The sequence below is a fragment of the Streptomyces sp. NPDC047515 genome (genome assembly GCF_040643055.1).
Classification (GTDB): Bacteria; Actinomycetota; Actinomycetes; order Streptomycetales; family Streptomycetaceae; genus Streptomyces.
Genome location: NZ_JBEYTM010000003.1, coordinates 101,479 through 127,980, shown reverse-complemented (window position 1 = coordinate 127,980; position 26,502 = coordinate 101,479). Strand labels below are relative to the sequence as shown.

At 67.7% G+C, this 26,502-nt stretch carries 36 protein-coding genes and 2 pseudogenes; 6 read left to right on the top strand and 32 right to left on the bottom strand.

Going from position 1 to position 26,502, the window contains the following annotated elements; genetic code table 11:
• The first annotated feature begins 83 nt into the window (after positions 1-83).
• On the top strand, positions 84-1,244 hold the full coding sequence (locus tag ABZ826_RS03485) for an amidase domain-containing protein (protein WP_361441450.1): 1,161 nt from the start codon (positions 84-86) through the stop codon (positions 1,242-1,244).
• 137 nt (positions 1,245-1,381) lie between these two features.
• Positions 1,382-1,759 carry a hypothetical protein gene (locus ABZ826_RS03480; RefSeq protein ID WP_361441447.1) on the top strand — a complete coding sequence of 126 codons (378 nt, stop codon included), beginning with the start codon at positions 1,382-1,384 and terminating at the stop codon, positions 1,757-1,759.
• A 34-nt stretch (positions 1,760-1,793) separates the two neighbouring features.
• Here ABZ826_RS03480 and truA read toward each other — a convergent pair whose 3' ends face one another.
• The 32 genes from truA to rpsJ form a co-directional block, all read right to left on the bottom strand.
• A complete protein-coding gene (gene truA, locus ABZ826_RS03475; RefSeq protein WP_361441444.1) occupies positions 1,794-2,663 on the bottom strand; it encodes a tRNA pseudouridine(38-40) synthase TruA in 870 nt (289 codons plus the stop codon).
• An 86-nt stretch (positions 2,664-2,749) separates the two neighbouring features.
• On the bottom strand, positions 2,750-3,262 hold the full coding sequence (gene rplQ / locus ABZ826_RS03470) for a 50S ribosomal protein L17 (protein ID WP_361441441.1): 513 nt from the start codon (positions 3,260-3,262) through the stop codon (positions 2,750-2,752).
• Positions 3,263-3,450: 188 nt separating this feature from the next.
• Complete coding sequence (locus ABZ826_RS03465) at positions 3,451-4,473, bottom strand: DNA-directed RNA polymerase subunit alpha (protein ID WP_003966937.1); 1,023 nt, start codon at positions 4,471-4,473, stop codon at positions 3,451-3,453.
• Between the two features lie 107 nt (positions 4,474-4,580).
• Complete coding sequence (gene rpsD, locus ABZ826_RS03460; RefSeq protein WP_093897256.1) at positions 4,581-5,207, bottom strand: 30S ribosomal protein S4; 627 nt, start codon at positions 5,205-5,207, stop codon at positions 4,581-4,583.
• A 31-nt stretch (positions 5,208-5,238) separates the two neighbouring features.
• Positions 5,239-5,643, bottom strand: coding sequence for a 30S ribosomal protein S11 (rpsK, locus tag ABZ826_RS03455; RefSeq protein WP_003956432.1), 405 nt, complete (start codon positions 5,641-5,643; stop codon positions 5,239-5,241).
• A 105-nt stretch (positions 5,644-5,748) separates the two neighbouring features.
• Positions 5,749-6,129, bottom strand: a complete 381-nt coding sequence (rpsM, locus tag ABZ826_RS03450; RefSeq protein WP_014047799.1) for a 30S ribosomal protein S13 — start codon at positions 6,127-6,129, stop codon at positions 5,749-5,751.
• A gap of 194 nt (positions 6,130-6,323) precedes the next feature.
• The gene (rpmJ, locus tag ABZ826_RS03445) at positions 6,324-6,437 is read right to left on the bottom strand and encodes a 50S ribosomal protein L36 (protein WP_003956441.1); all 114 of its coding nucleotides are present in this window, start codon (positions 6,435-6,437) and stop codon (positions 6,324-6,326) included.
• Positions 6,438-6,496: 59 nt separating this feature from the next.
• Positions 6,497-6,718 (bottom strand): translation initiation factor IF-1, encoded by a 222-nt coding sequence (gene infA, locus ABZ826_RS03440; RefSeq protein ID WP_003956442.1) that lies wholly within the window; start codon positions 6,716-6,718, stop codon positions 6,497-6,499.
• 190 nt (positions 6,719-6,908) lie between these two features.
• Entirely contained in the window at positions 6,909-7,751 is an 843-nt protein-coding gene (gene map, locus ABZ826_RS03435; RefSeq protein WP_361441436.1) for a type I methionyl aminopeptidase, read from the bottom strand.
• A 135-nt stretch (positions 7,752-7,886) separates the two neighbouring features.
• Complete coding sequence (locus ABZ826_RS03430; RefSeq protein ID WP_361441433.1) at positions 7,887-8,543, bottom strand: adenylate kinase; 657 nt, start codon at positions 8,541-8,543, stop codon at positions 7,887-7,889.
• Positions 8,543-9,862 (bottom strand): preprotein translocase subunit SecY, encoded by a 1,320-nt coding sequence (secY, locus tag ABZ826_RS03425; protein ID WP_329818620.1) that lies wholly within the window; start codon positions 9,860-9,862, stop codon positions 8,543-8,545. Before secY ends, ABZ826_RS03430 begins: the two co-directional genes overlap by 1 nt.
• Positions 9,863-10,077: 215 nt before the next feature.
• A complete protein-coding gene (rplO, locus tag ABZ826_RS03420; protein WP_018550610.1) occupies positions 10,078-10,533 on the bottom strand; it encodes a 50S ribosomal protein L15 in 456 nt (151 codons plus the stop codon).
• A gap of 1 nt (position 10,534) precedes the next feature.
• Complete coding sequence (gene rpmD, locus ABZ826_RS03415; protein ID WP_030914154.1) at positions 10,535-10,717, bottom strand: 50S ribosomal protein L30; 183 nt, start codon at positions 10,715-10,717, stop codon at positions 10,535-10,537.
• A complete protein-coding gene (gene rpsE / locus ABZ826_RS03410; protein ID WP_030914151.1) occupies positions 10,717-11,322 on the bottom strand; it encodes a 30S ribosomal protein S5 in 606 nt (201 codons plus the stop codon). Before rpsE ends, rpmD begins: the two co-directional genes overlap by 1 nt.
• Positions 11,323-11,369: 47 nt before the next feature.
• Positions 11,370-11,753, bottom strand: coding sequence for a 50S ribosomal protein L18 (gene rplR / locus ABZ826_RS03405; RefSeq protein ID WP_093540756.1), 384 nt, complete (start codon positions 11,751-11,753; stop codon positions 11,370-11,372).
• A gap of 2 nt (positions 11,754-11,755) precedes the next feature.
• The gene (gene rplF, locus ABZ826_RS03400) at positions 11,756-12,295 is read right to left on the bottom strand and encodes a 50S ribosomal protein L6 (RefSeq protein WP_361441426.1); all 540 of its coding nucleotides are present in this window, start codon (positions 12,293-12,295) and stop codon (positions 11,756-11,758) included.
• Positions 12,296-12,316: 21 nt separating this feature from the next.
• Positions 12,317-12,715, bottom strand: a complete 399-nt coding sequence (gene rpsH, locus ABZ826_RS03395) for a 30S ribosomal protein S8 (RefSeq protein ID WP_037688013.1) — start codon at positions 12,713-12,715, stop codon at positions 12,317-12,319.
• Positions 12,716-12,939: 224 nt separating this feature from the next.
• Positions 12,940-13,125 carry a type Z 30S ribosomal protein S14 gene (locus tag ABZ826_RS03390; RefSeq protein ID WP_003948630.1) on the bottom strand — a complete coding sequence of 62 codons (186 nt, stop codon included), beginning with the start codon at positions 13,123-13,125 and terminating at the stop codon, positions 12,940-12,942.
• Positions 13,126-13,127: 2 nt separating this feature from the next.
• On the bottom strand, positions 13,128-13,685 hold the full coding sequence (gene rplE / locus ABZ826_RS03385) for a 50S ribosomal protein L5 (protein WP_189544134.1): 558 nt from the start codon (positions 13,683-13,685) through the stop codon (positions 13,128-13,130).
• Positions 13,685-14,008: a 50S ribosomal protein L24 gene (gene rplX, locus ABZ826_RS03380; RefSeq protein WP_003966949.1), complete on the bottom strand. Its 324-nt coding sequence runs from the start codon at positions 14,006-14,008 to the stop codon at positions 13,685-13,687. Before rplX ends, rplE begins: the two co-directional genes overlap by 1 nt.
• Positions 14,009-14,010: 2 nt before the next feature.
• Positions 14,011-14,379, bottom strand: a complete 369-nt coding sequence (rplN, locus tag ABZ826_RS03375; protein ID WP_003966950.1) for a 50S ribosomal protein L14 — start codon at positions 14,377-14,379, stop codon at positions 14,011-14,013.
• A 106-nt stretch (positions 14,380-14,485) separates the two neighbouring features.
• Positions 14,486-14,794, bottom strand: a complete 309-nt coding sequence (gene rpsQ, locus ABZ826_RS03370) for a 30S ribosomal protein S17 (protein WP_361441421.1) — start codon at positions 14,792-14,794, stop codon at positions 14,486-14,488.
• On the bottom strand, positions 14,794-15,018 hold the full coding sequence (rpmC, locus tag ABZ826_RS03365) for a 50S ribosomal protein L29 (RefSeq protein ID WP_015035581.1): 225 nt from the start codon (positions 15,016-15,018) through the stop codon (positions 14,794-14,796). The genes rpsQ and rpmC overlap by 1 nt, the downstream gene beginning before the upstream one ends.
• Complete coding sequence (gene rplP / locus ABZ826_RS03360; RefSeq protein ID WP_014047785.1) at positions 15,018-15,437, bottom strand: 50S ribosomal protein L16; 420 nt, start codon at positions 15,435-15,437, stop codon at positions 15,018-15,020. Before rplP ends, rpmC begins: the two co-directional genes overlap by 1 nt.
• A 5-nt stretch (positions 15,438-15,442) precedes the next feature.
• Complete coding sequence (rpsC, locus tag ABZ826_RS03355; protein ID WP_093540760.1) at positions 15,443-16,285, bottom strand: 30S ribosomal protein S3; 843 nt, start codon at positions 16,283-16,285, stop codon at positions 15,443-15,445.
• Positions 16,285-16,632 (bottom strand): 50S ribosomal protein L22, encoded by a 348-nt coding sequence (gene rplV / locus ABZ826_RS03350; protein ID WP_004571827.1) that lies wholly within the window; start codon positions 16,630-16,632, stop codon positions 16,285-16,287. Before rplV ends, rpsC begins: the two co-directional genes overlap by 1 nt.
• 40 nt (positions 16,633-16,672) lie before the next feature.
• A complete protein-coding gene (gene rpsS / locus ABZ826_RS03345) occupies positions 16,673-16,954 on the bottom strand; it encodes a 30S ribosomal protein S19 (protein WP_003966956.1) in 282 nt (93 codons plus the stop codon).
• A 12-nt stretch (positions 16,955-16,966) separates the two neighbouring features.
• On the bottom strand, positions 16,967-17,803 hold the full coding sequence (rplB, locus tag ABZ826_RS03340) for a 50S ribosomal protein L2 (protein ID WP_093773282.1): 837 nt from the start codon (positions 17,801-17,803) through the stop codon (positions 16,967-16,969).
• Positions 17,804-17,843: 40 nt separating this feature from the next.
• Positions 17,844-18,167: a 50S ribosomal protein L23 gene (gene rplW / locus ABZ826_RS03335; RefSeq protein WP_093897250.1), complete on the bottom strand. Its 324-nt coding sequence runs from the start codon at positions 18,165-18,167 to the stop codon at positions 17,844-17,846.
• Positions 18,167-18,817, bottom strand: coding sequence for a 50S ribosomal protein L4 (gene rplD / locus ABZ826_RS03330; protein ID WP_361441415.1), 651 nt, complete (start codon positions 18,815-18,817; stop codon positions 18,167-18,169). Before rplD ends, rplW begins: the two co-directional genes overlap by 1 nt.
• 4 nt (positions 18,818-18,821) lie before the next feature.
• Positions 18,822-19,466, bottom strand: coding sequence for a 50S ribosomal protein L3 (gene rplC, locus ABZ826_RS03325; protein ID WP_093897290.1), 645 nt, complete (start codon positions 19,464-19,466; stop codon positions 18,822-18,824).
• Between the two features lie 13 nt (positions 19,467-19,479).
• Positions 19,480-19,788: a 30S ribosomal protein S10 gene (rpsJ, locus tag ABZ826_RS03320; protein ID WP_003948644.1), complete on the bottom strand. Its 309-nt coding sequence runs from the start codon at positions 19,786-19,788 to the stop codon at positions 19,480-19,482.
• 526 nt (positions 19,789-20,314) lie between these two features.
• Between rpsJ and ABZ826_RS03315 the strand changes: the two are divergent.
• The 4 genes and pseudogenes from ABZ826_RS03315 to ABZ826_RS03300 all read left to right on the top strand — a co-directional run bounded on the left by ABZ826_RS03315 (position 20,315) and on the right by ABZ826_RS03300 (position 26,499).
• Positions 20,315-21,244, top strand: a pseudogene (locus ABZ826_RS03315) (RNA ligase family protein).
• A pseudogene (locus tag ABZ826_RS03310) lies at positions 21,245-23,696 on the top strand (poly(A) polymerase).
• A 37-nt stretch (positions 23,697-23,733) separates the two neighbouring features.
• Positions 23,734-24,192 carry a GNAT family N-acetyltransferase gene (locus tag ABZ826_RS03305; RefSeq protein ID WP_361441411.1) on the top strand — a complete coding sequence of 153 codons (459 nt, stop codon included), beginning with the start codon at positions 23,734-23,736 and terminating at the stop codon, positions 24,190-24,192.
• Between the two features lie 267 nt (positions 24,193-24,459).
• On the top strand, positions 24,460-26,499 hold the full coding sequence (locus ABZ826_RS03300; RefSeq protein ID WP_361441810.1) for a PIG-L family deacetylase: 2,040 nt from the start codon (positions 24,460-24,462) through the stop codon (positions 26,497-26,499).
• Positions 26,500-26,502 lie beyond the last annotated feature (3 nt).

Below are 26,502 nucleotides of genomic sequence, written 5' to 3'. Positions count from 1 at the left end.
CCACCTCGGAACCCCTGGACAGACAGCCCTCTCTTGCCTCAGCAACAGGACACGACTGATCGGCTCAGGCAAGGGAGTCGCTCATGAGGTACAAGCGACGAAGACATATGGCGGCCACCATCCTGACGGCCGCTGCTCTCGCTCTCACAACCACACCAGCGATCGCCCACCCGGACACTGCGCCCACGTCTGCCACTGCCGATCCGATCACAAGTGAGTTGGCACAGCTCACAGAGAACTACCTGCAACAGCGCGCCAACATGCTCACCACCACCGCATCCATCACGCGCTCCGCCCGAATTGCGACAACTCGGCAGATGTCCGCGCAGGTGGATGCCGACCTGACAGCGCTGGCGGAGAAGGGGCGGCGATACGAACAAGTCGACGGGGGGTACACGAAGGCGACGGTCGATGTCGAGGTCACGAATGCCTCCGTCGGCGAGTCGGCGGCGACCCTCCAGGTCTCCGAGTACACCCGCCTGCACCTCCCCTTCACCCCCCAGGAAATGGAGGAAGGAGCGCCGGAATACGAAGAGATCGCCCTCCCGCACACCGTGCAGTTCGCGCGAACAGCTGAGGGAACCTGGCTCCTCGCCTCTGACGTAGCCGAGACCGACGGCGGCCCCGCACCCAGCACGCAGGTGGAGCGGGCGGACCCGGCACCCGCAGACGAAGGTGGTTCTCCGGACGAGGACGAGGGCACCAAGACACCTCCGTCCGAGACGACAGTTCTTCCGGACACCGGCGTCACCGTCGTCAAACCGGCAAGCTACAGCTACGGGAAAATCGCTGCATACGCCGACAAATACTGGAAGAACAACAACAAGGCATATCGCACCTACAGCAACGATTGCACCAACTTCATTTCCCAGGCGATGCTGGCCGGGGGGTGGGGCCCCAAAGGCGGCGCACTGATCCAGCGGACCAGCAACAAGTACTGGTTCTACGGACCCACGACGTTCACCACCAGCTACACATGGGCGGGCGCGGAGAACTGGTACTGGTTCGCACAGAAGCACTCGAAACGCACCAAGATGCTCACGAATGTATGGAATCTGGTCGCTTCAGATGTTCTACAGGCTGACTGGGACAAGAACGGCAATATCGACCACACCATGATGGTCACCAAGAGGTACCAGGGCACTCCGTACCTCACGTACCACTCCGGTGCCACACACAACAAGAGCCTGGCCAAACTTCTGTCCGACCACAAGAAGACATGGTGGTACGCGCACCGCACCTGACGGCCAGAGACACCGCTTCCCCGATCGGACGAAGGAGCACAATGAATCGTCGACGAACGGCCGGCGTTCTGACAGCGGCGGTGGCCACAGTCACGCTGGCGGCTTCCGGATGCTCGTCAACCTCGGAGTCCCACACCGTGAGCAAGCCCTCGGCATCACCGGACGGGGCCCGCCGAGCGGTGGAATCGTATGTGCGCGCCCTCAACTCCCGTAGCGTCCCCGCTCTGATGCACATCGGCAACGTCCCGGACGAGGACTGGTCGCGGCGCGAAGCGGCCCGGATCCTCGCCGCCGACGGCGGCAAGGACCTGAAGATCACGGACGTGCGCATCGACTACGACATAGGCCCGAACACCGGATCGGCCGAGCTCACCGCGAAGGGCCGGACGGGCGCCACTCTCCACGACACCTTCACCGTGCTCCGGACGGCCGGTGCCTGGCACGTGGTGATCTTCGATGATCGCCCCCTCCCCCCGGGCAAGGAGTCCTCGTCCGCGGAGCGGCCGTCGCCCTGAGGGACCGACCACCGGGCGGGCCCGTCATCGCGTCTCAGCAGCAGCCCTCGCCACCGTCGCCCGTTCCGGGAAGCGTGCGCACATTGCGCGCCTCCTTGGAGCGGGCGGCCAGCAACTCGTCGGCGGGGTAGGCCACTTCCTCCAGCGTCAGCCCGTGGGGTCGCACGACATGCACCCCGGGATCCCGCACCCGTGCCGCCAGCACCTGGGCGGGCCACTCGGCCGGACGGCGCCCGTCGCCGACGAACAGCGCCGCGCCGATCAGCGCCCGCACCATGTTGTGGCAGAACGCGTCGGCCTGCACGGTCGCCGTCATGATCCCGGACGCCTCGTCCCGGACCCAGCTCAGCTTCTGCAGCGTACGGATCGTCGTCGCGCCCGCGCGCTTCTTGCAGTACGCGGCGAAGTCGTGCTCCCCGGTCATCCGGGCCGCCGCCTCGTTCATGGCGTCGACGTCCAACGGCCGGTCGTGCCAGAGCACATGACCGCGCAACAGCGGATCCACCCCACCGGGACGGTCGGCGACACGGTACGCGTACCGACGCCACAGCGCCGAGAACCGGGCGTTGAACCCCGCCGGAGCCCGTTCGATGCGCCAGATCCGTACATCGGGCGCCATCCGCCCGGCCATCCGCCGCAGCAGCTTGTCCGCGTGCTCGGCCCACACCTCGTCCGGCAGATCGACATGGGCGACCTGGCCCCGGGCGTGCACCCCGGCATCCGTGCGTCCGGCGACGGTCAGGCCGTACGTCCGCGAGGACCGCGTCACGGTCCGCAGCGCGTCCTCGATCTCCCCCTGGACGGTCCGCCTGGAGGTCTGCTTGGCCCAGCCGGAGAAATCCTTGCCGTCGTACGCCAGGTCCAGCCGCACCCGCACGAAGCCGGGCTCCACTTCGTCACTCACCCGAGGATCCTTGTCTCCAGTCCATACGGAACGGGCCCGCACCGCCCCGAAGGGTGATGCGGGCCCGTCCAGTGCTCTCAGAACGCTCAGGCGTCCTTGGACTCCGCCTCGGCCTCGGCCGACTTGGCGTCCTCGACGACCTCGGCGGACTCGGCCGGAGCCTCGTCCTTCTTGAGGGCGTCCTCCTTGACCGCACGCTTGGTCGCGGCCTCGGCCTCACCGGTGGCCTGCTGGGCCACGGTCAGCGCCTCGACCAGCTCGATGACCGCCATCGGGGCGTTGTCGCCACGACGGTTGCCGATCTTGGTGATGCGGGTGTAACCACCAGGGCGGTTCTCGTAGCGCGGGGCGATCTCGGTGAAGAGCGTGTGCACGATGCCCTTGTCCGTGATCGACTGCAGCACCAGGCGACGGTTGTGGATGTCGCCCTTCTTCGCCTTGGTGATGAAACGCTCGGCGACCGGACGCAGGCGGCGGGCCTTGGCCTCGGTCGTGGTGATGCGGCCGTGCTCGAACAGCGCCTTCGCGAGGTTGATGAGAAGAAGCTTCTCGTGCGCAGCGCTGCCGCCCAGACGGGCACCCTTGGCGGGCTTCGGCATGGTGTTTCTCCTTGTGTGCTGCACCGGCCGTATCAGGTACCGGTGTCAGTTCCCGCGCGGCGGACGCCACACGGAAGATCAAGAGCCGAACAGGCAAGAACCAATCTCAAGCCCGTCCGGCGTTCGAGGACAGAGCCTCACCCGGTCCGGGGCACCCAGCAAACCCGGGCACCCCAGCCGGAGGCGTACTAGTACTGCTCGGTCTCCACGAAACCGGCGTCCGCGTCGTCGTCGGCGCCGAAGGCGTCGGCTGCGGCCGTCGGGTCGAATCCGGGCGGGCTGTCCTTGAGCGCCAGGCCCATACCGGCCAGCTTCGCCTTGACCTCGTCGATCGACTTCGCACCGAAGTTGCGGATGTCGAGCAGGTCGGCCTCGGAACGAGCCACGAGCTCACCCACGGAGTGGATGCCCTCACGCTTGAGGCAGTTGTACGAACGGACCGTGAGCTCCAGCTCCTCGATCGGCAGCGCCAGATCGGCGGCGAGCGCGGCGTCCGTCGGGGACGGGCCCATGTCGATGCCCTCGGCGTCGATGTTGAGCTCACGCGCCAGACCGAACAGCTCGACCAGGGTCTTACCGGCCGAAGCCATGGCGTCACGCGGACGCATGGCCTGCTTGGTCTCGACGTCGACGATCAGCTTGTCGAAGTCGGTCCGCTGCTCGACACGGGTCGCCTCGACCTTGTACGTGACCTTGAGCACCGGCGAGTAGATGGAGTCGACCGGGATACGGCCGATCTCCTGGCCCACCTGCTTGTTCTGGACGGCGGAGACGTAGCCGCGACCGCGCTCGACGGTCAGCTCCATCTCCAGCTTGCCCTTGCCGTTCAGCGTGGCCAGGACCAGGTCCGGGTTGTGGACCTCGACACCGGCCGGCGGGGCGATGTCAGCAGCGGTGACCAGGCCGGGACCCTGCTTGCGCAGGTACATCACGACCGGCTCGTCGTGCTCCGAGGAGACGACCAGCTGCTTGATGTTGAGGATGAGGTCGGTGACGTCCTCCTTGACGCCCGGCACGGTGGTGAACTCGTGCAGGACACCGTCGATCCGGATGCTGGTGACGGCGGCACCGGGGATCGAGGAAAGGAGCGTGCGGCGAAGAGAGTTGCCGAGGGTGTAGCCGAAGCCCGGCTCCAGCGGCTCGATCACGAACCGGGAGCGGAACTCGTCAACGACCTCTTCGGTCAGCGACGGACGCTGAGCGATAAGCATGTTGCGTTCCTTCAGTCGTGGGCGCCCACTATTTGACGCCCCCAGATACTGACAAGGGTACGGGCGGCACGACCCGAAAGAGCCGTACCGCCCGGACCCACGAGCTACTACTTGGAGTAGAGCTCGACGATCAGCTGCTCCTGCACCTGGGTGTCGATCACCTGGCGCTCGGGCAGGGAGTGCACGAGGATCCGCATCGTCGACGGCACGGCTTCGAGCCACGCCGGAACGGTGCGCTCGCCGGCCTCGGCCTGGGCCACCTGGAAGGGGGTCAGGGCCTTGGACTTCTGACGAACCTCGATCACGTCGTTCACGGCGACGCGGGCCGACGGAATGTCGGTCTTCGTGCCGTTCACCGCGATGTGTCCGTGACGCACCAGCTGACGGGCATGGTCGCGGGACTTGGCGAAGCCTGCCCGGTAGACCACGTTGTCGAGGCGGGTCTCAAGGATGCGCAGAAGGTTCTCACCGGTCTTGCCGGTCTTCTGGTTCGCTTCCTTGTAGTAGTTCACGAACTGCCGCTCAAGAACACCGTAGATCCGCGAGCACTTCTGCTTCTCACGAAGCTGAAGAAGGTACTCGCTGTCCTTGGTGCGCCCGCGTCCGTGCTCACCCGGGGGGTAAGGACGGATCTCGATCGGGCACTTCGCGCTCTCGCACTTGCTGCCCTTGAGGAACAGCTTCTGCTTCTCCCGACGGCAACGCTTGCAGTCGGCCCCGGTGTATCGCGCCATTTTCCAGTTGTCTCCGTTGCTTCAGACGGAATCAGACGCGGCGGCGCTTGGGCGGCCGGCATCCGTTGTGCGGAGTGGGGGTGACGTCCTGGATCGAGCCCACCTCCAGGCCGGTGGCCTGGAGCGAACGGATCGCGGTCTCGCGGCCGGAGCCCGGACCCTTGACGAAGACGTCAACCTTGCGCATACCGTGCTCCTGCGCGCGGCGGGCGGCCGACTCGGCGGCCATCTGCGCGGCGAAGGGGGTGGACTTGCGCGAGCCCTTGAAGCCGACGTGGCCGGCAGAGGCCCAGGAGATCACGTTGCCCGAGGGGTCCGTGATCGAGACGATCGTGTTGTTGAACGTGCTCTTGATGTGCGCGTGGCCGTGAGCAACGTTCTTCTTTTCCTTGCGACGCACCTTCTTGGCTGCGCCCTGACGTCCCTTGGGGGGCATGTCTTGACTCCAGATGGAGAGGGGAGGTGATCGGTCCTACAGCGAAGACCGCTGGTTGCTGCGGCTGACCGGTGGCCCGGACACCCGCAGTGCGTCCGCTGAGGACTACTTCTTGCCCGGCTTCTTCTTGCCGGCGATCGCGCGACGCGGGCCCTTGCGGGTACGAGCGTTCGTGCTGGTGCGCTGGCCGTGGACCGGCAGGCCGCGACGGTGGCGGATGCCCTGGTAGCAGCCAATCTCGATCTTGCGGCGGATGTCGCCCTGGATCTCGCGACGGAGGTCACCCTCGGTGCGGAGGTTGGCGTCCACGTACTCGCGGATCTTGACCAGGTCCTCTTCGGCCAGGTCACGAACGCGGGTGTTCGGGTTCACGCCGGTGGTGGCGAGGATCTCCTTGGACCGGGTGCGCCCGATACCGAAGACGTAGGTGAGGGCAACCTCCACGCGCTTTTCGCGCGGGATGTCAACACCTGAAACGCGTGCCATTCAATGGCTCCAGTTGTTAAGTCGGGGGTCTTCCACAGAGCCGCTCCCGATCGCCGACCACTCACGAGGAGAAGTGGTACGCCCGGGTCCCCGGCCCCCGCCGGAGGTGTCGTCAGCCGAAGCTTGGACGGACTCTGCGTATGTACGTATTACGTGCGTCGCGCGAAGTACTGCGAGATGCAGGGGGTCGTACGTCAGCCCTGGCGCTGCTTGTGGCGCAGGTTGTCGCAGATGACCATGACCCGACCGTGGCGGCGGATCACCTTGCACTTGTCGCAGATCTTCTTGACGCTCGGCTTGACCTTCATGGGATGTCAGGTTCTCCGGGTCAGTGCCATCACCGCGCCGAGGCGGGTGCGGGCAAGATCTACTTGTAGCGGTAGACGATCCGGCCACGCGTCAGGTCGTACGGAGAGAGCTCCACGACGACCCGGTCATCCGGAAGGATGCGGATGTAGTGCATCCGCATCTTGCCGCTGATGTGCGCGAGGACCTTGTGACCGTTCTGGAGCTCCACCTTGAACATGGCGTTCGGGAGGGACTCGATCACGGTGCCCTCAATTTCGATGGCACCTTGCTTCTTGGCCACGCTTCGCCCTTCGAATCGGCTACCTTGATCGACTTTCGGTATCACATGTGGACACACGGATGCACAAGAGCCGACGCGTCAGTCTACGTCAGCGGACCCCAAAAGACGAATCCGTCAAGTTTGCCCACCGCGGGAGATCCTTAGACCTCCACAAGGGGGTCAAATCAGCCCATGAGGCCCGCCCCGGTCCTCAGGACCCCGCGCAAGGGTCCGGCGCCGTCTCGATTCCGTACTGGGCCAGCTTCGCCTTGCCGCAGTCGGGGGCGGTCAGGACCAGGGGGCCCTGCTCGGTGAGGGCGATCGAGTGCTCCCAGTGGGAGGACCAGGTGCCGTCCGTGGTGATCACGGTCCAGTCGTCCTGGAGCACCTCGGTCTGCGGCGTGCCGAGGGAGACCATCGGCTCGATGGCCAGGCAGACGCCGGGCACGAGCTTGATTCCCTTGCCCCGCTTCCGGGCGACGTAGTTCAAAAGGTGCGGGTCCATGTGCATCTCGGTGCCGATGCCGTGGCCGCCGTAGTCCTCGATGATCCCGTACTTGCCGGTGGCCGGACGCGGCTGGCGGCGGATGCAGGACTCGATCGCCTTCGAGATGTCGACGAGGCGGTTGTTCACCTTCATCGCGGCGATACCGGCCCACATGGACTCCTCCGTCACCCGGGAGAGCTCGATGAGCTCCGGAGCGTGACCGGTGCCCACGAACGCCGTGTACGCGGCGTCCCCGTGCCAGCCGTCGACGATCGCGCCGGCGTCGATGGAGATGATGTCGCCGTCCTTGAGGACGGTCTTGTCGTCCGGGATGCCGTGGACGACGACCTCGTTGACCGAAGTGCAGATGGTCGCGGGGAACCCGCCGTACCCGAGGAAGTTCGACTTCGCACCGTGATCGGCGATCACCTTGCGGGCCACCTGGTCCAGGTCCAGGGTGGTGGCGCCGGGCACCGCCGCCTCACGGGTGGCCGCGTGAATGGCAGCGACCACCAGCCCCGCCTCACGCATCTTCGCGATCTGCTCGGGGGTCTTGATCTGCACCATTACGCGGCGCCTCTCTGCATCGAACTGCATCGAACGGTGACGGGGTGCGGCGTACACAACGATACGGCGCAAACAGTCGGCCGCGACGCCCATGGACGCCGCGGCCGACTGTACGAGTACTGCGGGGACTGCCCCTCAGGCCTTCTCGGACCCGAGAGCCTCCATCGCCCGCTCGGTCACCTCGGTGACCTTGCCGAGCGCGGAGATGGTGACCACCAGGTTCTGGGCCCTGTAGTAGTCGATGATCGGCTCGGTCTGCGTGTGGTAGACCTCCAGCCGAGTGCGGACCGTCTCCTCGGAGTCGTCGTCGCGCTGGTACAGCTCGCCGCCGCAGGAGTCGCAGACGCCTTCGGCCTTCGGCGGGTTGTACGTCACGTGGAAGACGTGCGCGCTGTCGTTGCGGCAGATCCGGCGACCCGCGATCCGTTTGACGACCTCGTCCTCGGGGACCTCCAGGTCGAGAACCGCGTCCAGCTTCACGCCCTCGTCCTTGAGCATCGCGTCAAGAGCCTCGGCCTGACCCACATTGCGCGGGAAGCCGTCCAGCAGGAAGCCGTTCACGGCGTCGGGCTGGGACATGCGGTCCTTGGCCATCGCGATGGTGACCTCGTCCGGCACCAGCTGCCCCGCGTCCATGTAGGCGCGGGCCTGCTTGCCAAGGTCGGTGCCCTGGCTGATGTTGGCGCGGAAGAGATCGCCCGTGGAGATGTGCGGAATCGACAGGTTCTTGGCAAGGTACGCAGCCTGCGTTCCCTTGCCGGCACCGGGCGGCCCGACGAGGACGATTCGCATCAGCGGAGGAACCCTTCGTAATTGCGCTGCTGGAGCTGACTCTCGATCTGCTTCACGGTCTCCAGACCCACACCCACGATGATGAGGATGCTCGTCCCGCCGAACGGGAAGTTCTGGTTAGCGCCACCGAAGCCTGCCAACGCCATCGTCGGCACCAGAGCGATCAGACCCAGGTACAGCGAGCCCGGCCAAGTGATCCTGTTGAGCACGTAGCTCAGGTACTCGGCAGTAGGTCGACCAGCCCGGATACCCGGGATGAACCCACCATACTTCTTCATGTTGTCGGCGACTTCCTCGGGGTTGAACGAAATCGCCACATAGAAGAAGGCGAAGAAGACGATCAACAGGAAGTACGCCGTGATGTAGTACGGGTGGTCGCCCTTGACGAAGTTGTCCTTGATCCAGGTCGCCCAGCCCGCGGTGGAGTTGGAGAACTGGACGATCAGGGCGGGGATGTAGAGCAGCGAAGAAGCGAAGATGACGGGAATCACACCCGCCTGATTCACCTTCAGCGGAATGTACGTCGAGGTACCGCCGTACGACCTGCGGCCGATCATGCGCTTCGCGTACTGCACCGGGATACGGCGCTGGGCCTGCTCGACGAAGACGACGAGGCCCACCATCACGAAGCCGATCAGGATGACGGTGCCGAACTCGATCCAGCCGTCGGCCAGCTTGCCGCTGGTCTTGATGGCCCACAGGGCGCCGGGGAAGCTGGCGGCGATCGAGATGAACATCAGGATCGACATGCCGTTGCCGATGCCGCGGTCGGTGATGAGCTCACCGAGCCACATGACGGCGGCGGTGCCCGCGGTCATGGTGATCACCATGACGATGGTGGTGAAGATCGACTGGTTCGGAACGATCTGGTCGGCGACCGGGCAGCCGCTGAAGAGCGCGCCGCTGGTGGCGGTGGCCACCAGGCCGGTGCCCTGGAGGATGGCGAGCGCCACGGTCAGATAACGCGTGTACTGCGTGATCTTGGCCTGGCCGGACTGCCCCTCCTTCTTGAGCGCCTCAAGTCGGGGAATGACCACGGTCAGCAGCTGGAGAATGATGCTGGCCGTGATGTACGGCATGATGCCGAGCGCGAAGATCGTGATCTGCAGCAGTGCACCACCGCTGAACATGTTCACCAGGCCGAAGAGGCTGTTGTTGCCCTTGCTGGCCTGATCAACACAGGTCTGGACGTTCTCGTAGCTCACGCCCGGTACGGGGATGTGTGCCCCGAGCCGGTAGAGCACGATGATGCCGAGCGTGAAGAGCAGCTTCTTGCGCAGGTCGGGCGTCTTGAACGCCCGGGCGAACGCGGTGAGCACGGTGCCTCCTGCGACCCCCGCGCAATGCGTAGAGGTGACGGTCTTGAGGATCGACGAATACGTAACAGTCAAAAGTCCCTGGGCGGGTGCCCGAGGGGTTACCACACAACAACGCACGCCACCTTACCGGCGACCATGCCCACCTAGGAACGACCAACCGGGGATGCCTCAAATGAGAGGCATCCCCGGTCGGATGTTCAGGCCATCGAGTTGTCTCAGACGAGCTCGGTGACGGTGCCGCCGGCGGCGGCAATCTTCTCCTTGGCGGAGCCGGAGACGGCGTCAACCGAAACCTGCAGTGCCACGGAGATCTCGCCCTGTCCGAGGACCTTGACGAGGTGGTTGTTGCGCACCGCACCCTTGGCGACCAGGTCGGCCACGGTGACCTCTCCACCCTCGGGGTAGAGCGTCGCGAGCTTGTCCAGGTTCACGACCTGGTACTCGGTGCGGAACGGGTTCTTGAAGCCCTTGAGCTTCGGGAGACGCATGTGGAGGGGCATCTGCCCACCCTCGAAGCGCTCCGGAACCTGGTAACGGGCCTTGGTGCCCTTGGTACCACGACCAGCGGTCTTACCCTTGGACGCCTCACCACGACCCACACGGGTCTTGGCGGTCTTGGCGCCCGGGGCGGGCCGGAGGTCATGGGCCTTCAGCGGCTTGTTCTCCGCCATGTCAGTCGACCTCCTCAACCGTCACGAGGTGGCGGACGGTGTGAGCCATGCCGCGGAACTCGGGACGGTCCTCCTTGACGACCACGTCGTTCAGGCGCTTGAGCCCGAGCGAACGCAGGGTGTCGCGGTGGTTCTGCTTGCTGCCGATGTACGACTTCGTCTGCGTGATCTTGAGGCGAGCCATTACGCACCCGCTCCCGCACGCGCACGAAGCAGGGCCGCGGGGGCGACGTCCTCGAGCGGCAGACCGCGGCGGGCCGCGATCTCCTCGGGACGCTGCAGGCCCTTGAGGGCCGCCACGGTCGCGTGCACGATGTTGATCGCGTTGTCGGAGCCGAGCGACTTCGACAGGATGTCGTGAACGCCGGCGCACTCCAGAACGGCGCGCACCGGGCCACCGGCGATCACACCGGTACCGGGGGAAGCAGGCTTGAGCAGGACGACGCCCGCAGCCTTCTCGCCCTGGATCGGGTGAGGAATGGTGCCCTGGATGCGCGGAACCTTGAAGAAGTTCTTCTTGGCTTCTTCCACGCCCTTGGCGATGGCCGCGGGAACTTCCTTGGCCTTGCCGTAGCCGACACCGACGGTGCCGTCACCATCGCCCACCACGACCAGCGCGGTGAAGCTGAAGCGACGACCACCCTTCACAACCTTGGCGACGCGGTTGATCGCGACGACGCGCTCAACGTACGCGGTCTTCTCGGCGGCAGCTGCGCCGCCGTCACGGCCCTTCCGGTCCCGCCGCTCGCCGCCACCGGCACCGCTTCCGCGGCGCTGGGGTCCAGCCATTGGATTTACCTCTCTCTGTTACGTCCGCTGTGCGTAGGAACCGGGGCTTAGAACTTCAGCCCGGCTTCACGGGCGGCGTCAGCCAGAGCGGCAATCCGCCCGGCGTACTGGTTACCACCGCGGTCAAACACGACGGCCTCGACGCCTGCGGCCTTGGCGCGCTCAGCGACCAGGGCGCCGACCTGCTTGGCCTGGGTGCTCTTGTCGCCCTCGCCACCACGGATGGAGACGTCCAGGGTCGACGCCGACGCGAGCGTGTGGCCCGCGATGTCGTCGATGACCTGAGCCACCATGTGGCGGTTGGACCGCGTCACGACCAAGCGCGGACGCTCCGGCGAACCGGAGATGTGCTTGCGGACACGGATGTGGCGACGCTTGAGGGCGGCACGCTTGTAGGCGTCGCCCTTGGCGATCTTCACGCCGTATGCCATGGCTACTTACCAGCCTTTCCGACCTTGCGGCGGATGACCTCGCCGGCGTACTTGACGCCCTTGGCCTTGTACGGGTCAGGCTTCCGCAGCTTGCGGATCTTGGCCGCGGTCTCGCCGACCTTCTGCTTGTCGATGCCCTCGACGGAGAACTTCGTGGGGGACTCCACCTTGAAGGTGATGCCCTCCGGGGCCTCGATCAGGATCGGGTGGCTGTAGCCCAGGGCGAACTCCAGGTTGGAGCCCTTCGCCTGGACGCGGTAACCGACACCACTGATCTCGAGCGCCTTGATGTATCCCTGGGTCACACCGGTGATCATGTTCGCCACCAGCGTGCGGGACAGGCCGTGCAGGGCCTTGTTCTGACGCTCGTCGTTCGGGCGGGTGACGCTGAGGAAGCCGTCCTCACCCTTGGTGACCTCGATCGGCGACGCGACGGTGTGCGTGAGGGTGCCCTTGGGACCCTTCACCGCGACCGTGCGGCCATCGATGGTGACGTCCACACCGGCGGGAACCTGGATGGGGAGCTTGCCGATTCGCGACATGAGCTATTCCTCCGTTCCCGACTACCAGACGTAGGCGAGGACTTCCCCACCTACGCCCTTCTTGCTGGCCTGCTGGCCGGTCAGGAGACCGTGGGACGTGGAGATGATCGCCACGCCCAGGCCGCCGAGAACCTTCGGCAGGTTGGTGGACTTTGCGTAAACACGCAGACCCGGCTTCGAGATGCGCTTGATGCCGGCGATCGAGCGCTCGCGGTTCGGGCCGAACTTCAGCTCCAGGACGAGGTTCTTGCCGACCTCGGCGTCCTCGACCTTCCAGCCGGTGATGAAGCCCTCCTGCTGGAGGATCTCCGCGATGTGCGACTTGATCTTGCTGTGCGGCATCACGACGGAGTCGTGGTACGCCGAGTTCGCGTTGCGCAGACGCGTGAGCATGTCTGCGATGGGATCAGTCATGGTCATGAATTGGCCTTCGGCCTCTCTCGCCGGGGTTTCCTGTATGCGCCATCCCTCTCCCCACTCAGAGGCAGGACGGGTGCGGTGCGGGGACCTACGGCGTAGTAAGTCGGTCTAGGGCGGCAGGCGCCCAACCCCACAAGCCTACGGCATGTGAGGCCGGACTCCTGCCGACCAGATGCTTACCGAGAGCTTCCGTCAATTCCCAACGCCCGGAGGGCGAAGGAGAATTACCAGGAGCTCTTGGTCACGCCCGGCAGCTCGCCACGGTGAGCCATCTCACGAAGGCACACGCGGCACAGGCCGAACTTGCGGTAGACGGAGTGGGGCCGGCCGCAGCGCTGGCAGCGGGTGTACCCGCGAACGCCGAACTTCGGCTTACGGGCGGCCTTAGCGATCAGAGCCTTCTTCGCCACGGTCAGTTCTCCTTGAACGGGAAGCCGAGGTGACGAAGGAGGGCACGACCCTCGTCGTCATTGGTCGCCGTGGTGACCACGGTGATGTCCATGCCCCGGACCCGGTCGATCTTGTCCTGGTCGATCTCGTGGAACATGACCTGCTCCGTGAGACCGAAGGTGTAGTTGCCACGGCCGTCGAACTGCTTCGGCGACAGGCCACGGAAGTCACGGATACGCGGCAGCGCGAGCGACAGCGTACGGTCCAGGAACTCCCACATCCGGTCACCGCGCAGGGTGACGTGGCAGCCGATCGGCTGGCCCTCGCGCAGCTTGAACTGCGCGATGGACTTGCGGGCCTTGGTGACGGCCGGCTTCTGGCCGGTGATCGTGGTGAGGTCGCGCACGGCGCCGTCGATCAGCTTGGAGTCGCGGGCGGCGTCGCCCACACCCATGTTGACCACGATCTTGACCAGGCCGGGGATCTGCATGACGTTCTCGTAGGAGAACTCCTCACGCAGCTTGCCGGCGATTTCCTCGCGGTACTTCGTCTTCAGACGCGGAGTGGTGGTGGTAGCCATCAGATGTCCTCACCCGTCCGCTTGGCAACGCGGATCTTGTTGCCTTCGTCGTCGAAGCGGTAACCGACGCGCGTGACGACCTTGTTGCCGTCCTTCTCCACGACGAGCTGAACGTTGCTCACGTGGATGGGGGCCTCGGTCGTGACGATGCCACCGGTCTGCGAACCGCGAGCGGTCTGGCCGGCCTTGGTGTGCTTCTTGACCCGGTTGACACCCTCGACGAGGACGCGGTCCTGAGCGGGGTAGGCCACGATGACCTTGCCCTGCTTGCCCTTGTCCTTACCGGTGATGACCTGAACCAGGTCGCCCTTCTTGATCTTCATGCTTACAGCACCTCCGGCGCGAGCGAGATGATCTTCATGAACTTCTTCTCGCGCAGTTCCCGGCCCACCGGGCCGAAGATGCGGGTGCCGCGGGGGTCACCGTCGTTCTTCAGAATGACGGCGGCGTTCTCGTCGAAGCGGATGTACGAGCCATCCTGACGGCGACGCTCCTTGACGGTGCGAACGATGACGGCCTTGACGACGTCACCCTTCTTCACGTTGCCACCGGGGATCGCGTCCTTGACGGTGGCGACGATGACGTCACCGATGCCCGCGTAGCGGCGACCCGAACCACCGAGAACACGGATGGTGAGGATTTCCTTCGCACCCGTGTTGTCGGCGACGCGAAGTCGCGACTCCTGCTGGATCACGTCTATCTCCTGATCGTCTGCCGGTTCCCGGTGGGGGCCACTCCGTCACCGGAGCGGACCCCACCGAGCCTGGCGGAACCTGCCTGAGGGGAATGCCCCTCAGGAATTACTTGGCCTTCTCGAGGATCTCGACGACGCGCCACCGCTTCGTGGCGGACAGCGGCCGGGTCTCCATCAGGAGGACGCGGTCGCCGACGCCGGCGGCGTTCTGCTCGTCGTGCGCCTTGAGCTTGTTCGTACGGCGGATGACCTTGCCGTACAGCGCGTGCTTGACACGGTCCTCGACAGCGACGACGACGGTCTTGTCCATCTTGTCGCTGACGACCAGACCCTCACGGGTCTTGCGGAAACCGCGGTCGCCCGCGACAGCGTCGCTCTTGCTTGCAGTCGTCTCAGTCACAGTCTTCTCGCTCATCAGGCGCTCTCCACCGTCTCGATGCCCAGCTCGCGCTCGCGCATCAGGGTGTAGATCCGGGCGATGTCCTTACGGACGGACTTGAGCCGGCCGTGGTTCTCGAGCTGCCCCGTCGCCGCCTGGAAGCGGAGGTTGAACAGCTCTTCCTTGGCCTCGCGGAGCTTGTTGAGGAGCTCCTCGTTGCCCAGCTCGCGCAGCTCGGACGCCTTGGTACCGGCCGACATCACGACTCACCTGCCTCGCGCCGAACGATCCGGCACTTCATCGGAAGCTTGTGAGCAGCGCGGGTGAGCGCCTCACGAGCAATCTTCTCGTTCGGGTAGGACAGCTCGAACATCACCCGACCCGGCTTGACGTTCGCGATCCACCACTCGGGAGAACCCTTACCGGAACCCATGCGGGTCTCGGCCGGCTTCTTCGTCAGGGGACGGTCCGGGTAGATGTTGATCCAGACCTTGCCGCCACGCTTGATGTGACGGGTCATCGCGATACGAGCTGCCTCGATCTGACGGTTCGTCACGTACGCCGGGGTCAGCGCCTGGATGCCGTACTCGCCGAACGCAACCTGCGTGCCACCCTTGGACATACCGCTGCGCTTCGGGTGGTGCTGCTTGCGGTGCTTGACCCTACGGGGGATCAGCATTTCGGTCAGGCCTCCGTTCCGGTGCTCTCAGCAGCCGGAGCGGCAGCGGCGGGAGCCTCGGCCTTGGGGGCCTCGGCAGCCGGAGCCGACTGCTGCTGCGGCTTGCGACCGCGACCGCCACGCTCGCCACCACGGCCACCACGGCCGGCCGGGCGGTCAGCGCCGCCACGGGCCGGGCGGTTGCCGGCGCGGGCAGCGGCGTTCTCGGCGCGGACCTCGGCGATGTTCTTGACGTCGCCCTTGTAGATCCAGACCTTCACGCCGATGCGGCCGAAGGTCGTCTTGGCCTCGAAGAAGCCGTAGTCGACGTTCGCGCGGAGCGTGTGCAGGGGCACACGGCCCTCGCGGTAGAACTCCGAACGGGACATCTCGGCACCGCCGAGGCGGCCACCGCACTGGATCTTGATGCCCTTGGCGCCGGCCTTCATCGAGCTCTGCATGCTCTTGCGCATGGCACGACGGAAGGAGACGCGGGAGGAGAGCTGCTCGGCGACGGCCTGGGCCACCAGCTGAGCGTCGACCTCGGGGTTCTTGACCTCGAGGATGTTCAGCTGGACCTGCTTGCCGGTCAGCTTCTCCAGCTCGCCACGGATGCGGTCGGCCTCGGCGCCGCGGCGACCGATGACGATGCCCGGGCGGGCGGTGTGGATGTCAACGCGGACGCGGTCGCGGGTGCGCTCGATCTCGACCTTCGAGATGCCGGCCCGCTCCATGCCCTTCGTCATCATGCGACGAATGGCGACGTCTTCCTTGACGTAGTCCTTGTACAGCTTGTCGGCGTACCAACGGGACTTGAAGTCCGTGGTAATGCCGAGCCGGAACCCGTGCGGGTTTACCTTCTGGCCCATTACCGGGTTCCTTCCTTGCTGCTGACGACCACGGTGATGTGGCTGGTCCGCTTACGGATCCGGTAGGCACGGCCCTGAGCACGCGGACGGAACCGCTTCAGGGTCGGGCCCTCGTCCACGTACGCCTCGCTGATGACCAGCGAAGAGGCGTCGGTGTGGTCGTAGTTGTGTGCGGCGTTGGCGATGGCGCTGTCCAGCACCTTGCCAACCGGCACGCTCGCGGCCTGCGGGGCGAAACGCAGGACCGCCTGAGCCTCCGTGGCATCCATGCCACGGATGAGGTCCACCACGCGGCGGGCCTTCATGGGCGTGACGCGGATGTACCGCGCCTGGGCCCTGGCTTCCATGGTTGTCCCTTCGGTGTAAGTCATAGTCAGTCACCCCGCGTTAGCGGCGCTTCGACTTCCGGTCGTCCTTGACGTGGCCGCGGAAGGTGCGAGTCGGCGAGAACTCGCCGAGCTTGTGGCCGACCATCGACTCGGTGACGAACACCGGGACGTGGATCTTGCCGTTGTGCACCGCGATGGTGTGACCCAGCATGGCCGGGACGATCATCGAGCGACGGGACCAGGTCTTGATGACGTTCTTGGTGCCGGCCTCGTTCTGTACGTCCACCTTCTTGATGAGGTGGCCGTCGACGAAGGGCCCCTTCTTGAGACTGCGCGGCATCTAAACCCGCTCCTAGCGCTTCTTGTTCGTCTTGCGGCGGCGGACGATGTACTTGCTCGATGCCTTCTTCGGCGAGCGAGTACGACCCTCCTTCTGACCCCACGGCGAGACCGGGTGGCGACCACCGGAGGTCTTGCCCTCACCACCACCGTGCGGGTGGTCAACCGGGTTCATCGCGACACCGCGGACGGTCGGGCGGACGCCCTTCCAGCGCATGCGGCCGGCCTTGCCCCAGTTGATGTTCGACTGCTCGGCGTTGCCGACCTCGCCGATCGTGGCGCGGCAGCGGGCGTCGACCAGGCGGATCTCACCCGACGGCATACGAAGGTGGGCCATGGTGCCCTCCTTCGCCAGCAGCTGCACGGAGGCACCCGCGGAACGGGCGAACTTCGCGCCGCCGCCGGGCCGCAGCTCGATGGCGTGGATGGTCGTACCGACCGGGATGTTGCGCAGCGCCAGGTTGTTGCCGGGCTTGATGTCGGCGGCCGGGCCGTTCTCGACACGGTCGCCCTGCGTCAGGCCACGCGGCGCGATGATGTAGCGCTTCTCGCCGTCCGCGTAGTGCAGGAGCGCGATGCGCGCGGTGCGGTTGGGGTCGTACTCGATGTGCGCGACCTTGGCCGGCACGCCGTCCTTGTCGTGACGACGGAAGTCGATCACTCGGTAGGCGCGCTTGTGGCCACCGCCCTGGTGGCGAACGGTCACACGACCGGCGTTGTTACGGCCGCCCTTGCTGTGCAGCGGGCGGACCAGCGACTTCTCCGGCGTGGACCGCGTGATCTCGACAAAGTCGGCGACGCTGGAGCCACGACGGCCCGGGGTCGTCGGCTTGTACTTGCGGATACCCATTTCTCAGTCCTCGTCCGATTCCGGACGATCCAGACCGCCCTTAGGCGGTCGGACCGCCGAAGATGTCGATACGGTCGCCCTCGGCGAGGGTCACGATGGCGCGCTTGGTGTCAGCGCGCTTGCCGAAACCGGTCTTGGTGCGCTTGCGCTTACCCTGCCGGTTGATCGTGTTGACCCCGGTGACCTTGACCGAGAAGACCGCTTCCACGGCCTGCTTGATCTGGGTCTTGTTGGAGCCGGGCGCGACGATGAACGTGTACTTGTTCTCGTCGAGCAGCGCGTAGCTCTTCTCGGAAACGACCGGCTTGACAAGAACGTCGCGCGGGTCCGAGTAGGTCTTGCTGGTAACGGTCGCCTCACTCATCAGGCGTCGCTCCCTTCGGTCTCAGCGGTCTGGGGGCCAGACACGAAGGACTCGAAGGCGGCCTGGGTGAAGACCACGTCGTCAGAGACGATCACGTCGTACGTGTTCAGCTGGCCCGGCTCCAGGATGTGCACCTGGGGCAGGTTGCGGGCGGACAGCCACGCGGCCTCGTCGGCGCGGTCGACGACCAGGAGCAGGTTCTTGCGCTCCGAGATCTTGCCGAACAGCGTCTTGGCGGCCTTGGTGGAGACGGCACCCTCGACCACGCCGGTGACGACGTGGATGCGGGAGTGACGGGCCCGGTCCGAGAGGGCACCGCGCAGGGCGGCGGCCTTCATCTTCTTCGGGGTCCGCTGCGAGTAGTCACGCGGCTGCGGGCCGTGGACGACGCCACCGCCGACGAACTGCGGCGCACGGGTCGAACCCTGGCGCGCGCGGCCGGTGCCCTTCTGGCGGTACGGCTTGCGGCCACCGCCACGGACTTCGCCGCGGGTCTTGGTCTTGTGCGTGCCCTGACGGGCAGCGGCCAGCTGTGCGACAACGACCTGGTGGATCAGCGGAACGCTGGTCTTGGCGTCGAAGATCTCCGCGGGGAGCTCGACGGTACCGGCCTTGTCGCCTGCCGGCGAAAGGATGTCAATGGTGCTCATTACCTCAAGCCCCCTTGGCCGCGGTACGGACCAGGACGAGGCCGCCGTTCGGACCGGGGACTGCGCCCTTGATGAGGAGCAGACCCTTCTCCGCGTCAACCGCGTGGATGGTCAGGTTCTGGGTGGTGACACGCTCGTTGCCCATGCGACCCGCCATGCGCATGCCCTTGAAGACACGGCCGGGGGTGGCACAGCCACCGATGGAGCCGGGCATGCGGTGCACACGGTGGGCACCGTGGGACGCCTTGCCACCCTTGAAGTTGTGACGCTTCATCACACCGGCGAAGCCCTTGCCCTTGCTCTTGCCCGTGACGTCGACCTTGACGCCGGACTCGAACACCTCGGCAGTGACCTCCTGGCCCAGCGTGTACTCGCTGGCGTCAGGGGTGCGGAGCTCCACCAGGTGGCGGCGCGGGGTCACGTCGGCCTTGGCGAAGTGACCCTTGAGGGGCTTGTTCACCTTGCGGGGGTCGATCTCGCCGAAGGCGATCTGGACTGCCTCGTAGCCGTCGCTGTCGTTGGTGCGGACCTGGGTGACGACGCAGGGCCCGGCCTTGACGACGGTCACCGGGACGACCCGGTTGTTCTCGTCCCAGACCTGGGTCATGCCGAGCTTCTCGCCCAGAACGCCCTTAATGTTCTTAGCCATCTCGCGCGTCACCTCAGAGCTTGATCTCGATGTCGACGCCCGCCGGCAGGTCGAGACGCATCAGCGAGTCAACCGTCTTCGGCGTGGGGTCGAGGATGTCGATGAGGCGCTTGTGCGTCCGCATCTCGAAGTGCTCGCGCGAGTCCTTGTACTTGTGCGGCGACTTGATGACGCAGTACACGTTCTTCTCAGTGGGCAGCGGCACCGGGCCCGCGACCGACGCACCAGTGCGGGTCACCGTCTCGACGATCTTCTTCGCCGAGGAGTCGATGACCTCGTGGTCGTAGGCCTTGAGCCGGATGCGGATCTTCTGTCCCGCCATGGCTACTAGTAGTCCTGTCTCTCATAACGCTCTGGAACCCGAGGGCTCTGACGACTCCGTCTCCGACCCACGCGGTCGGGCGTGTCGCATCCCCTCTACGCAGATCTCCCGAAGGATTTCCCAACCAAGGGGGTGCGGGCCCGAGGACCGCGCTGTGCTCAATCAAGAGCTGTCGGGGGCGGAACACCCACCGGGTGCCTGGCCTGTGCCCCACTGACGCTTCCCGGAAGATTCCCGTACGTCCGACCCGCAGGGGGTCGACGAGTACTGTGGGACTCGCTTCCGGTCCTCCCGGCGGGAGGCGCGCAGCATTGACACTCAACCGAGCAACCTGGTCAGTGTGCCATACGGGGTGTGACCCTGGCCAATCGGGCTGAGGATCTTACCCCGCGCGCTCGCTCGGTCAAACGCGGGAGCGCAGGGGGAGCAGTGCCGGGCGGCGCCCGTCGTAATTCGGTCGAGTGCCGTACGCCCCCGCCCCTACAGTGACCGGCCGGGCACGCCGTCGTCACCAGGGGCATCGATCATGCGTACGCACTATCCACGCACCCCTCATCTGCCCTGGTCCCCGGGGGCCGCCTCGGACGACGTACGGATCGCGGATCTCTCCGGGCTGACGGGCCGCGAGGTCGTCGTCACCGAGAAGCTGGACGGCGAGAACACCACCCTCTACGCCGAGGCCTGCACGCCCGCTCCCTCGATTCCGCCCACCACCCCTCACGGGGCTGGGTGAAGGCGCTCCAGGGCCGGATCGGCGCCCGGATCCCCGAGGGCCTGCGGGTGTGCGGGGAGAACATGTTCGCGCTCCACTCGATCCCGTACGGAAACCTGGAGAGCTACTTCTACGGCTTCTCCGTGTGGGACGCGGAGCGCTGTCTCGACTGGGACCGGACCGTGGTGTTCCTGCGCGAGCTGGGGATTCCGGTGCCGCCGGTGCTGTGGCGGGGGGGTGTTCGACGCGCGTGCCGAGAAGGCGCTGCGTGCGCTGAGGCCGGACACCGGGCGGCAGGAGGGGTACGTCGTCAGGCCCGTGGACGGGCTCAACGCGCCGGAGTTCGGGCGCCGGGTGGCGAAGTGGGTGCGGCCCGGCCATGTGCGGACCGATACGCACTGGATGCACGCCTCCGTCGTGGAGAACGGACTCGGTCCGGCCGCCGCCCTGTGGGCCGTACGCTCCGGGGCGCCCGTCGACGCGGCGGCACTGGCCGCCGCCGCGGGCACGGCGCCGGGGGATTCCCTGGTACACGCCGTCGCCCGGCGCAGGGACGCGCTGCTGACCCACGCCGTGGCCCTGGTCGACGGGGCGGAGCTCCTGCGCCGCAACGCACGCCGCACCCACCCGGTGCCCCCTCAGGTGCTGACCTCGCAGCTGCGCCGGTTCGTACCCCCGTATCCCGGCCAGGCGCACCGCACCTGGTACATCGGCGCGAGCGGAACCGTGGAGGACCGGGCGTAGATGCGTACCAGCGAGGAGATCTACCACCGGGTCCGCTGGGACGCCCGGTTCGACCCGGCGCGCTTCGTGATGGGCGTGGCGCAGCGCGGGGCGGGGCCGGAACGGATGCCGCTGCACCGGTTCACGCCCGGCGGGGAGATTCCCTGGCACCGGGTGCTGTTCTTCGAGGCGGACGGCGAGGTGGTGTGGGACCGGCCCTCGGGTGTGGACCGGATCGACGCGACGGACGCCGGGCGGGTACGCGCCCCGCGCCGGCTGCCGTCCCCGTACTTCACTTCCCGCACGCCGCACGCGTTCTCCGCGCCGAAGGACGCCTGGGCGCCCGTGCCCGAGGGCATCCCGGCATCCGCGCCGCCCGCTCCCCTGACGCTGCTGACCTGGAACACCCTCTGGGACCGCTACGACGGCGACCGCATCGACACCGCCCGGCGCCGGCCGCTCCTCCTCGACGCCCTGCATGCGGCGGACGCCGACGTCATCGCCCTGCAGGAGGCCGAGCCCGCCCTGGTCGCTCTGCTGCTGTCCGCGCCCTGGGTCCGCGGGAGCTACACCTTCTGGGCCGATCCGGCCGGCCGGGATGCCGCCGACTGCGGTCTGCTGCTGCTCAGCAGACTCCCCGTGCGGGAGGCGGGCCTGCACGTTCTCGGCCCGCACAAGGCGGTCGCCGCCGTGGTCGTGGAGAGCGCGGAGGGGCCCGTCACGGTCGCGGTCACCCATCTCAGCAGCGACCACTCGGCGAACGGCGCGGCCCGGCGCGACGCCGAACTGGCCGATCTGGCAACGGGGTTGGCCGCCATCGAGGGCGATGTGACGCTGCTCGGCGACTTCAACGACGGCGGGGACACGCCACAGCAGCGGCTGGGAATGCCCGATGTCTGGAGCCGGGTGCACGGCGCCGACGACCGGACGCCGACCTTCGATCCGTCCGTCAACCCGCTGGCGGCCGTCTCCTCCCTGACCGGACGGGTGTCCCGGCTGGACCGGGTGCTGCTCCGCTCTGAGAGCCTGTCGGGCGGCCTTCGATCGGACAGCGGACGCGATCTGGTGCGTGCGATTCCAAGGCGCCGGGATGTCCTCGGATGGGGTCTCCCCTGCTCGAACGAAGCTGAGAGCTCGGGGATGGAGCTACTAGGACATTTCGACAACGCGGGAGGGGGTCCCCCTGGCCCTTAAGGCCTTGGGGGAGTGCGTGCCAGGGCGTGGCCGCCCGATCAGAGGCCGCCCGACAGGCTCTGAGCGGCTGCGGCCCGTTTCGGCGGTGCTGCTGGGCGACGTGCCGACGCCGAAGGGCTGTACATATCGGACCACTTCGGGGTGCGGGCGGAGCTGACCGGGGCGGAGGCGGACGACGGCGCCGCGGCGGCGGATCTCGTACGCCGGGTGGCCGCCGCCCTGCCGGAGGCGCGCGTCCACCTGGTCGGTTCACGACGGATGGGCTGTGCGCTGCCCGGCGCCGATGTGGACCTGGTCGCGGCGCTGCCCGGGGACGGGGATCTTTCGGGGGCACGGGAGCGGCTGAACGCCGCCCTGCCGGACGCCGTCGGCCTGCGCGAGGTGACCGGAGCCCGCGTACCCGGACTGCGCTTCGGCCTCGCCGGGCTCCGGGTGGACCTGGTGACGGCCGCGACGGGCAGCCTCTCCCCCCGTCGAGGCGGCCGCCCGCCGCGCCGAACTGGGCGAGGCCGCGGCGACGGCGCTCGGCGCGGTGAGCGACGCGGACGCGGTGCTCGCGACGGCGGACCCGCACCGGGACGCGTTCACCCGGCTCGCCCGCGAGGTGAAGGGATGGGCGCGGGCGCGCGGCCTGGACTCCGCCCCGTGCGGCGGACTGCCGGGCCTGGCGTGGACCGTGCTGGCGGCCCGTACCGCCCACGAGGCCGGGGATCTGCAGCCGCTCCCCCTGCTCCGGCACTTCTTCGCGACCTGGGCCGCGTGGGACTGGAGCCGGCCGGTCGGCTCCGGTCCCACGCCGCCGGACGCGTCCCCTCTCACCGTGCTGACCCCGACCGCCCCCGTCCGCTCCTGCACCTCGCAGGTCTCCCCCGCGGGCCGCGATCTCGTCGCCGAGGAACTCTTTGACGCCTGGGAGATCCTGGAGTCCGCCGCCGACACCGGGCCCGTACCGCACGCCCTGCTCTGCGCCCCGCCGCCGCTGCGCCTGCGGCACGCCGCCTGGGCGATCGTCTCCGTACCGCCCGGCCCCGACGAGGGACGCCTCCGGGGCCGGCTGCCGGCCCTGCTCGCCGCCCTCGCGGAAGCGGGCTCCCCGGACGCCCACGCCTGGCCCCGCCCGGTCGCCGCCGACGCCTCCCTCGTCCAGTACGCCATCGGCCTGGGCCGCACCCCGCCGGACGAGACCCGGCTCGCGGAGATCGGCGCCCGGCTGCTGCGCGGCATCCCGGAAGCGGGGCTGCGCCGGGCCGGTGTGGCGGCCGCGCCGGAACTGCGGTGACGAAGACCGACGACAGCCGGACTGCGAGAATCCCCACGTGAACACGAGCACCACCGAGGCCTGGGCCCTGCGCCCCGCCGAGCCCGAGGACGTCGAGGTCATGGCCGAGCTGCGGGCCACCGTGATGCGTCCCGACCTGGAGCGGCTCGGGCGCTACGACGAACACCGCGTACGGCAGCGGCTTCGGGACGGGTACGCGCCGGAGCACACCTCCGTCATCCTCGTGGACGGTGTGTTCGCGGGCTGCGTCACCCTGCGGCCGGTCGAGGGCGGGCTGTGGCTGGAGAACTTCTATCTCTCCCCCGCCCTCCAGGGACGCGGCATCGGCACCGGCGTGCTGCGCTCGCTGCTCGCGCGGGCCGACGAGGAAGGCATGACCGTACGCCTGGACGTGCTGCAGGGCAGCGCTGCCCGCGCGCTCTACGAGCGGCACGGCTTCACCGAGGAGCGCCAGGACCCGATCGACGTGTTCATGGTGCGCACCCCGGCGTACTGATCAAGGGGCGCGGCGTCATCCGGTGCCGCGCCGTCCGGCCCACACCCGCAGAAGCCCAGGCAACCCGCCCTCCGGATTCTCCGTCTATCCCCCCGCGGCAGCGGCTCGCCCCCCTCCGCCGCCCGCAAGGAATCGGCACGCGGCGCAGGGCCGCACAGTCGCCCGCTGCGGGGGAAGTGGACGGAGCACGGTGTGACGGATCGATCTGCGTTGCGCACATCCCGTACGGGGCTGTCGCGGCGCACCCTGCTGACGGCCGCCGGTGCGATGAGCCTGACCGCCCTCGCCGCCTGCATCGCGCCCGCACCGCCCCGCCGCCGCAGCCCCACCGCCGACCCGCTGCCCGGCCTGCCGATCAGCACCCCGCACCCGGCCCTGATGATGCAGGTCCTCGCCCACCCGGACGACGACCTGTACTTCATGAACCCGGACACCCAGCAGGCGCTCGACGCCGGGACACCGCTGGTCTGCGTCTATCTGACCGCGGGCGAGGACACCGGCGTCAACCGCGTCCCCGGCCGGCCACGGCCCGCCCCCGACAAGGCGGCGTACTCCTCCTCACGTCACCAGGGGCTCCGCCAGGCGTACGCGACACTGCTCGGCCTCGACAGGTTCACGAAGTGGCAGAAGTCCGTCATCGATCTCCGCGGCAACCATCACGCCGAGATCAACAGCCTCGGAAACGGCGGCCACAGGGTCGAGCTGATTTTCATCAACACCGCCATGCACACCTCGTACGGGCGCCTCGGGCTGCCCAGTCTCTGGCAGGACCGACGGCTCGTCCTGCCCACCGTCGTAGCCGACGCCTCACCGCTCCAGAAGGCGGGTTCGTACACCTACGACGAACTCGTCGATGTCCTGGACGGGCTGTTCGACCACTATCGGCCGAGCATCGTGCACACCATGGACCCGGACCCCGACATCCAGCACAGCAGCGAGCTCGTCCGGCGACGGGACAGCGAGCAGAAGGGCTACTCCGACCACCCCGACCACACCGCGGCGGCGTTGTTCACCTGGACGGCGCTGATCCGGTGGGTGGCCCGGACCACCGCCGTGGGCGGCAAGGTGCCGAGCTTCGCCACCACGGCGTTCCGCGGCTACTACAACCGGCACTGGCCCAAGAACCTGCCGCCCGCCGTGCTGGCCGAGAAGGCTTCGCACCTGGTGCCGTACGGGGGCGCGGCCGACTGGCGGTGCGGCAACCCGGCGGGCTGCGGGGACTACAACGTGGGCGGCAACCGACCGCTGACCAACCGGAAGGGCTGGGTGCGGGCCACCCACTACCGCTACCCGGGCCCACGGCCCGTCGTCGCCACCCACCCGGACGGCCGGCTCGTCGCGTACGGGGTGCTGGGGCTGCGGGCGGTGCGCTGGCGCGAGAGCGCGCCGGGCAGCGGGATGTGGGGCACACCGGACGACCTCGGCGGCGGCCCGCTCGCACCGATCCTGGGCGGCGCGCCCCTGCCGGACGGGCGGCAGTTGCTCTTCGGGCTGTGGTTCGCCGCGCTCAGCGGACACGGCGGGGACAACGAACGCGAGATCGTCGTACTGGAACAGCTCTCCCCGGGCGGCGACTTCCATGCCTGGCAGGGGCTGGGCAACCCCGAGCCGAATGCGGAGACCGGGCGCCGGATCGGCGTCCCGGTCGCGATCACCGCCCCCGACGGACGGGTCCACCTCTTCGTACGGAACGCGGAGAAGGGCCTCAGTACGCGGGTACGGGACACGGCCGGCCGGTGGAGCGGATGGCGGGACACGGGTGGCGGCGAGATCCAGGACGGGCTGAGTGCCGTGGTGGACGACGCGGGGTGTGTCCATGTGTTCGCGGCGGGCCGTTTCGCGGTGCACCACTGGACGCAGGACACGCCCAGGGACGAGGTCACCGCGCGCACCCAGATCAGCGGGGTGCCGGTGCCCGGCGACGGCCCGGCCGCGCTGCCCGGGGCGGACGGGGGCGTCGAGCTGTACTACCGCGCGGCGGCGAAGGCGGCTCTGACGACCGTACGGACCGGGGAGACGGCGGCGGAGACCGGCATCGACGGGTACGGGCGGCTGATCGAGGACCGGGTGGGCTTCGACGGGTACGGGCCGATCACCGCCGGCGGGTCGTCGCAACGCGCGGTACTCCTCGGCCGCACCGAGAAGGGCCTGATCCAGGTCCGTAGCGACGGAGAGCTCTTCGTACGACAGCGCGGCCCCGTGGCGCTGGACGGCCCCGCGCTGCACGTCGGAAAGGGCGGGCGGCCGACGGTGGTGGCGCTGGGGGTCGACGCCCACCCCTGGCTCTGGCGCCCCCAGCAGGCCTGACGA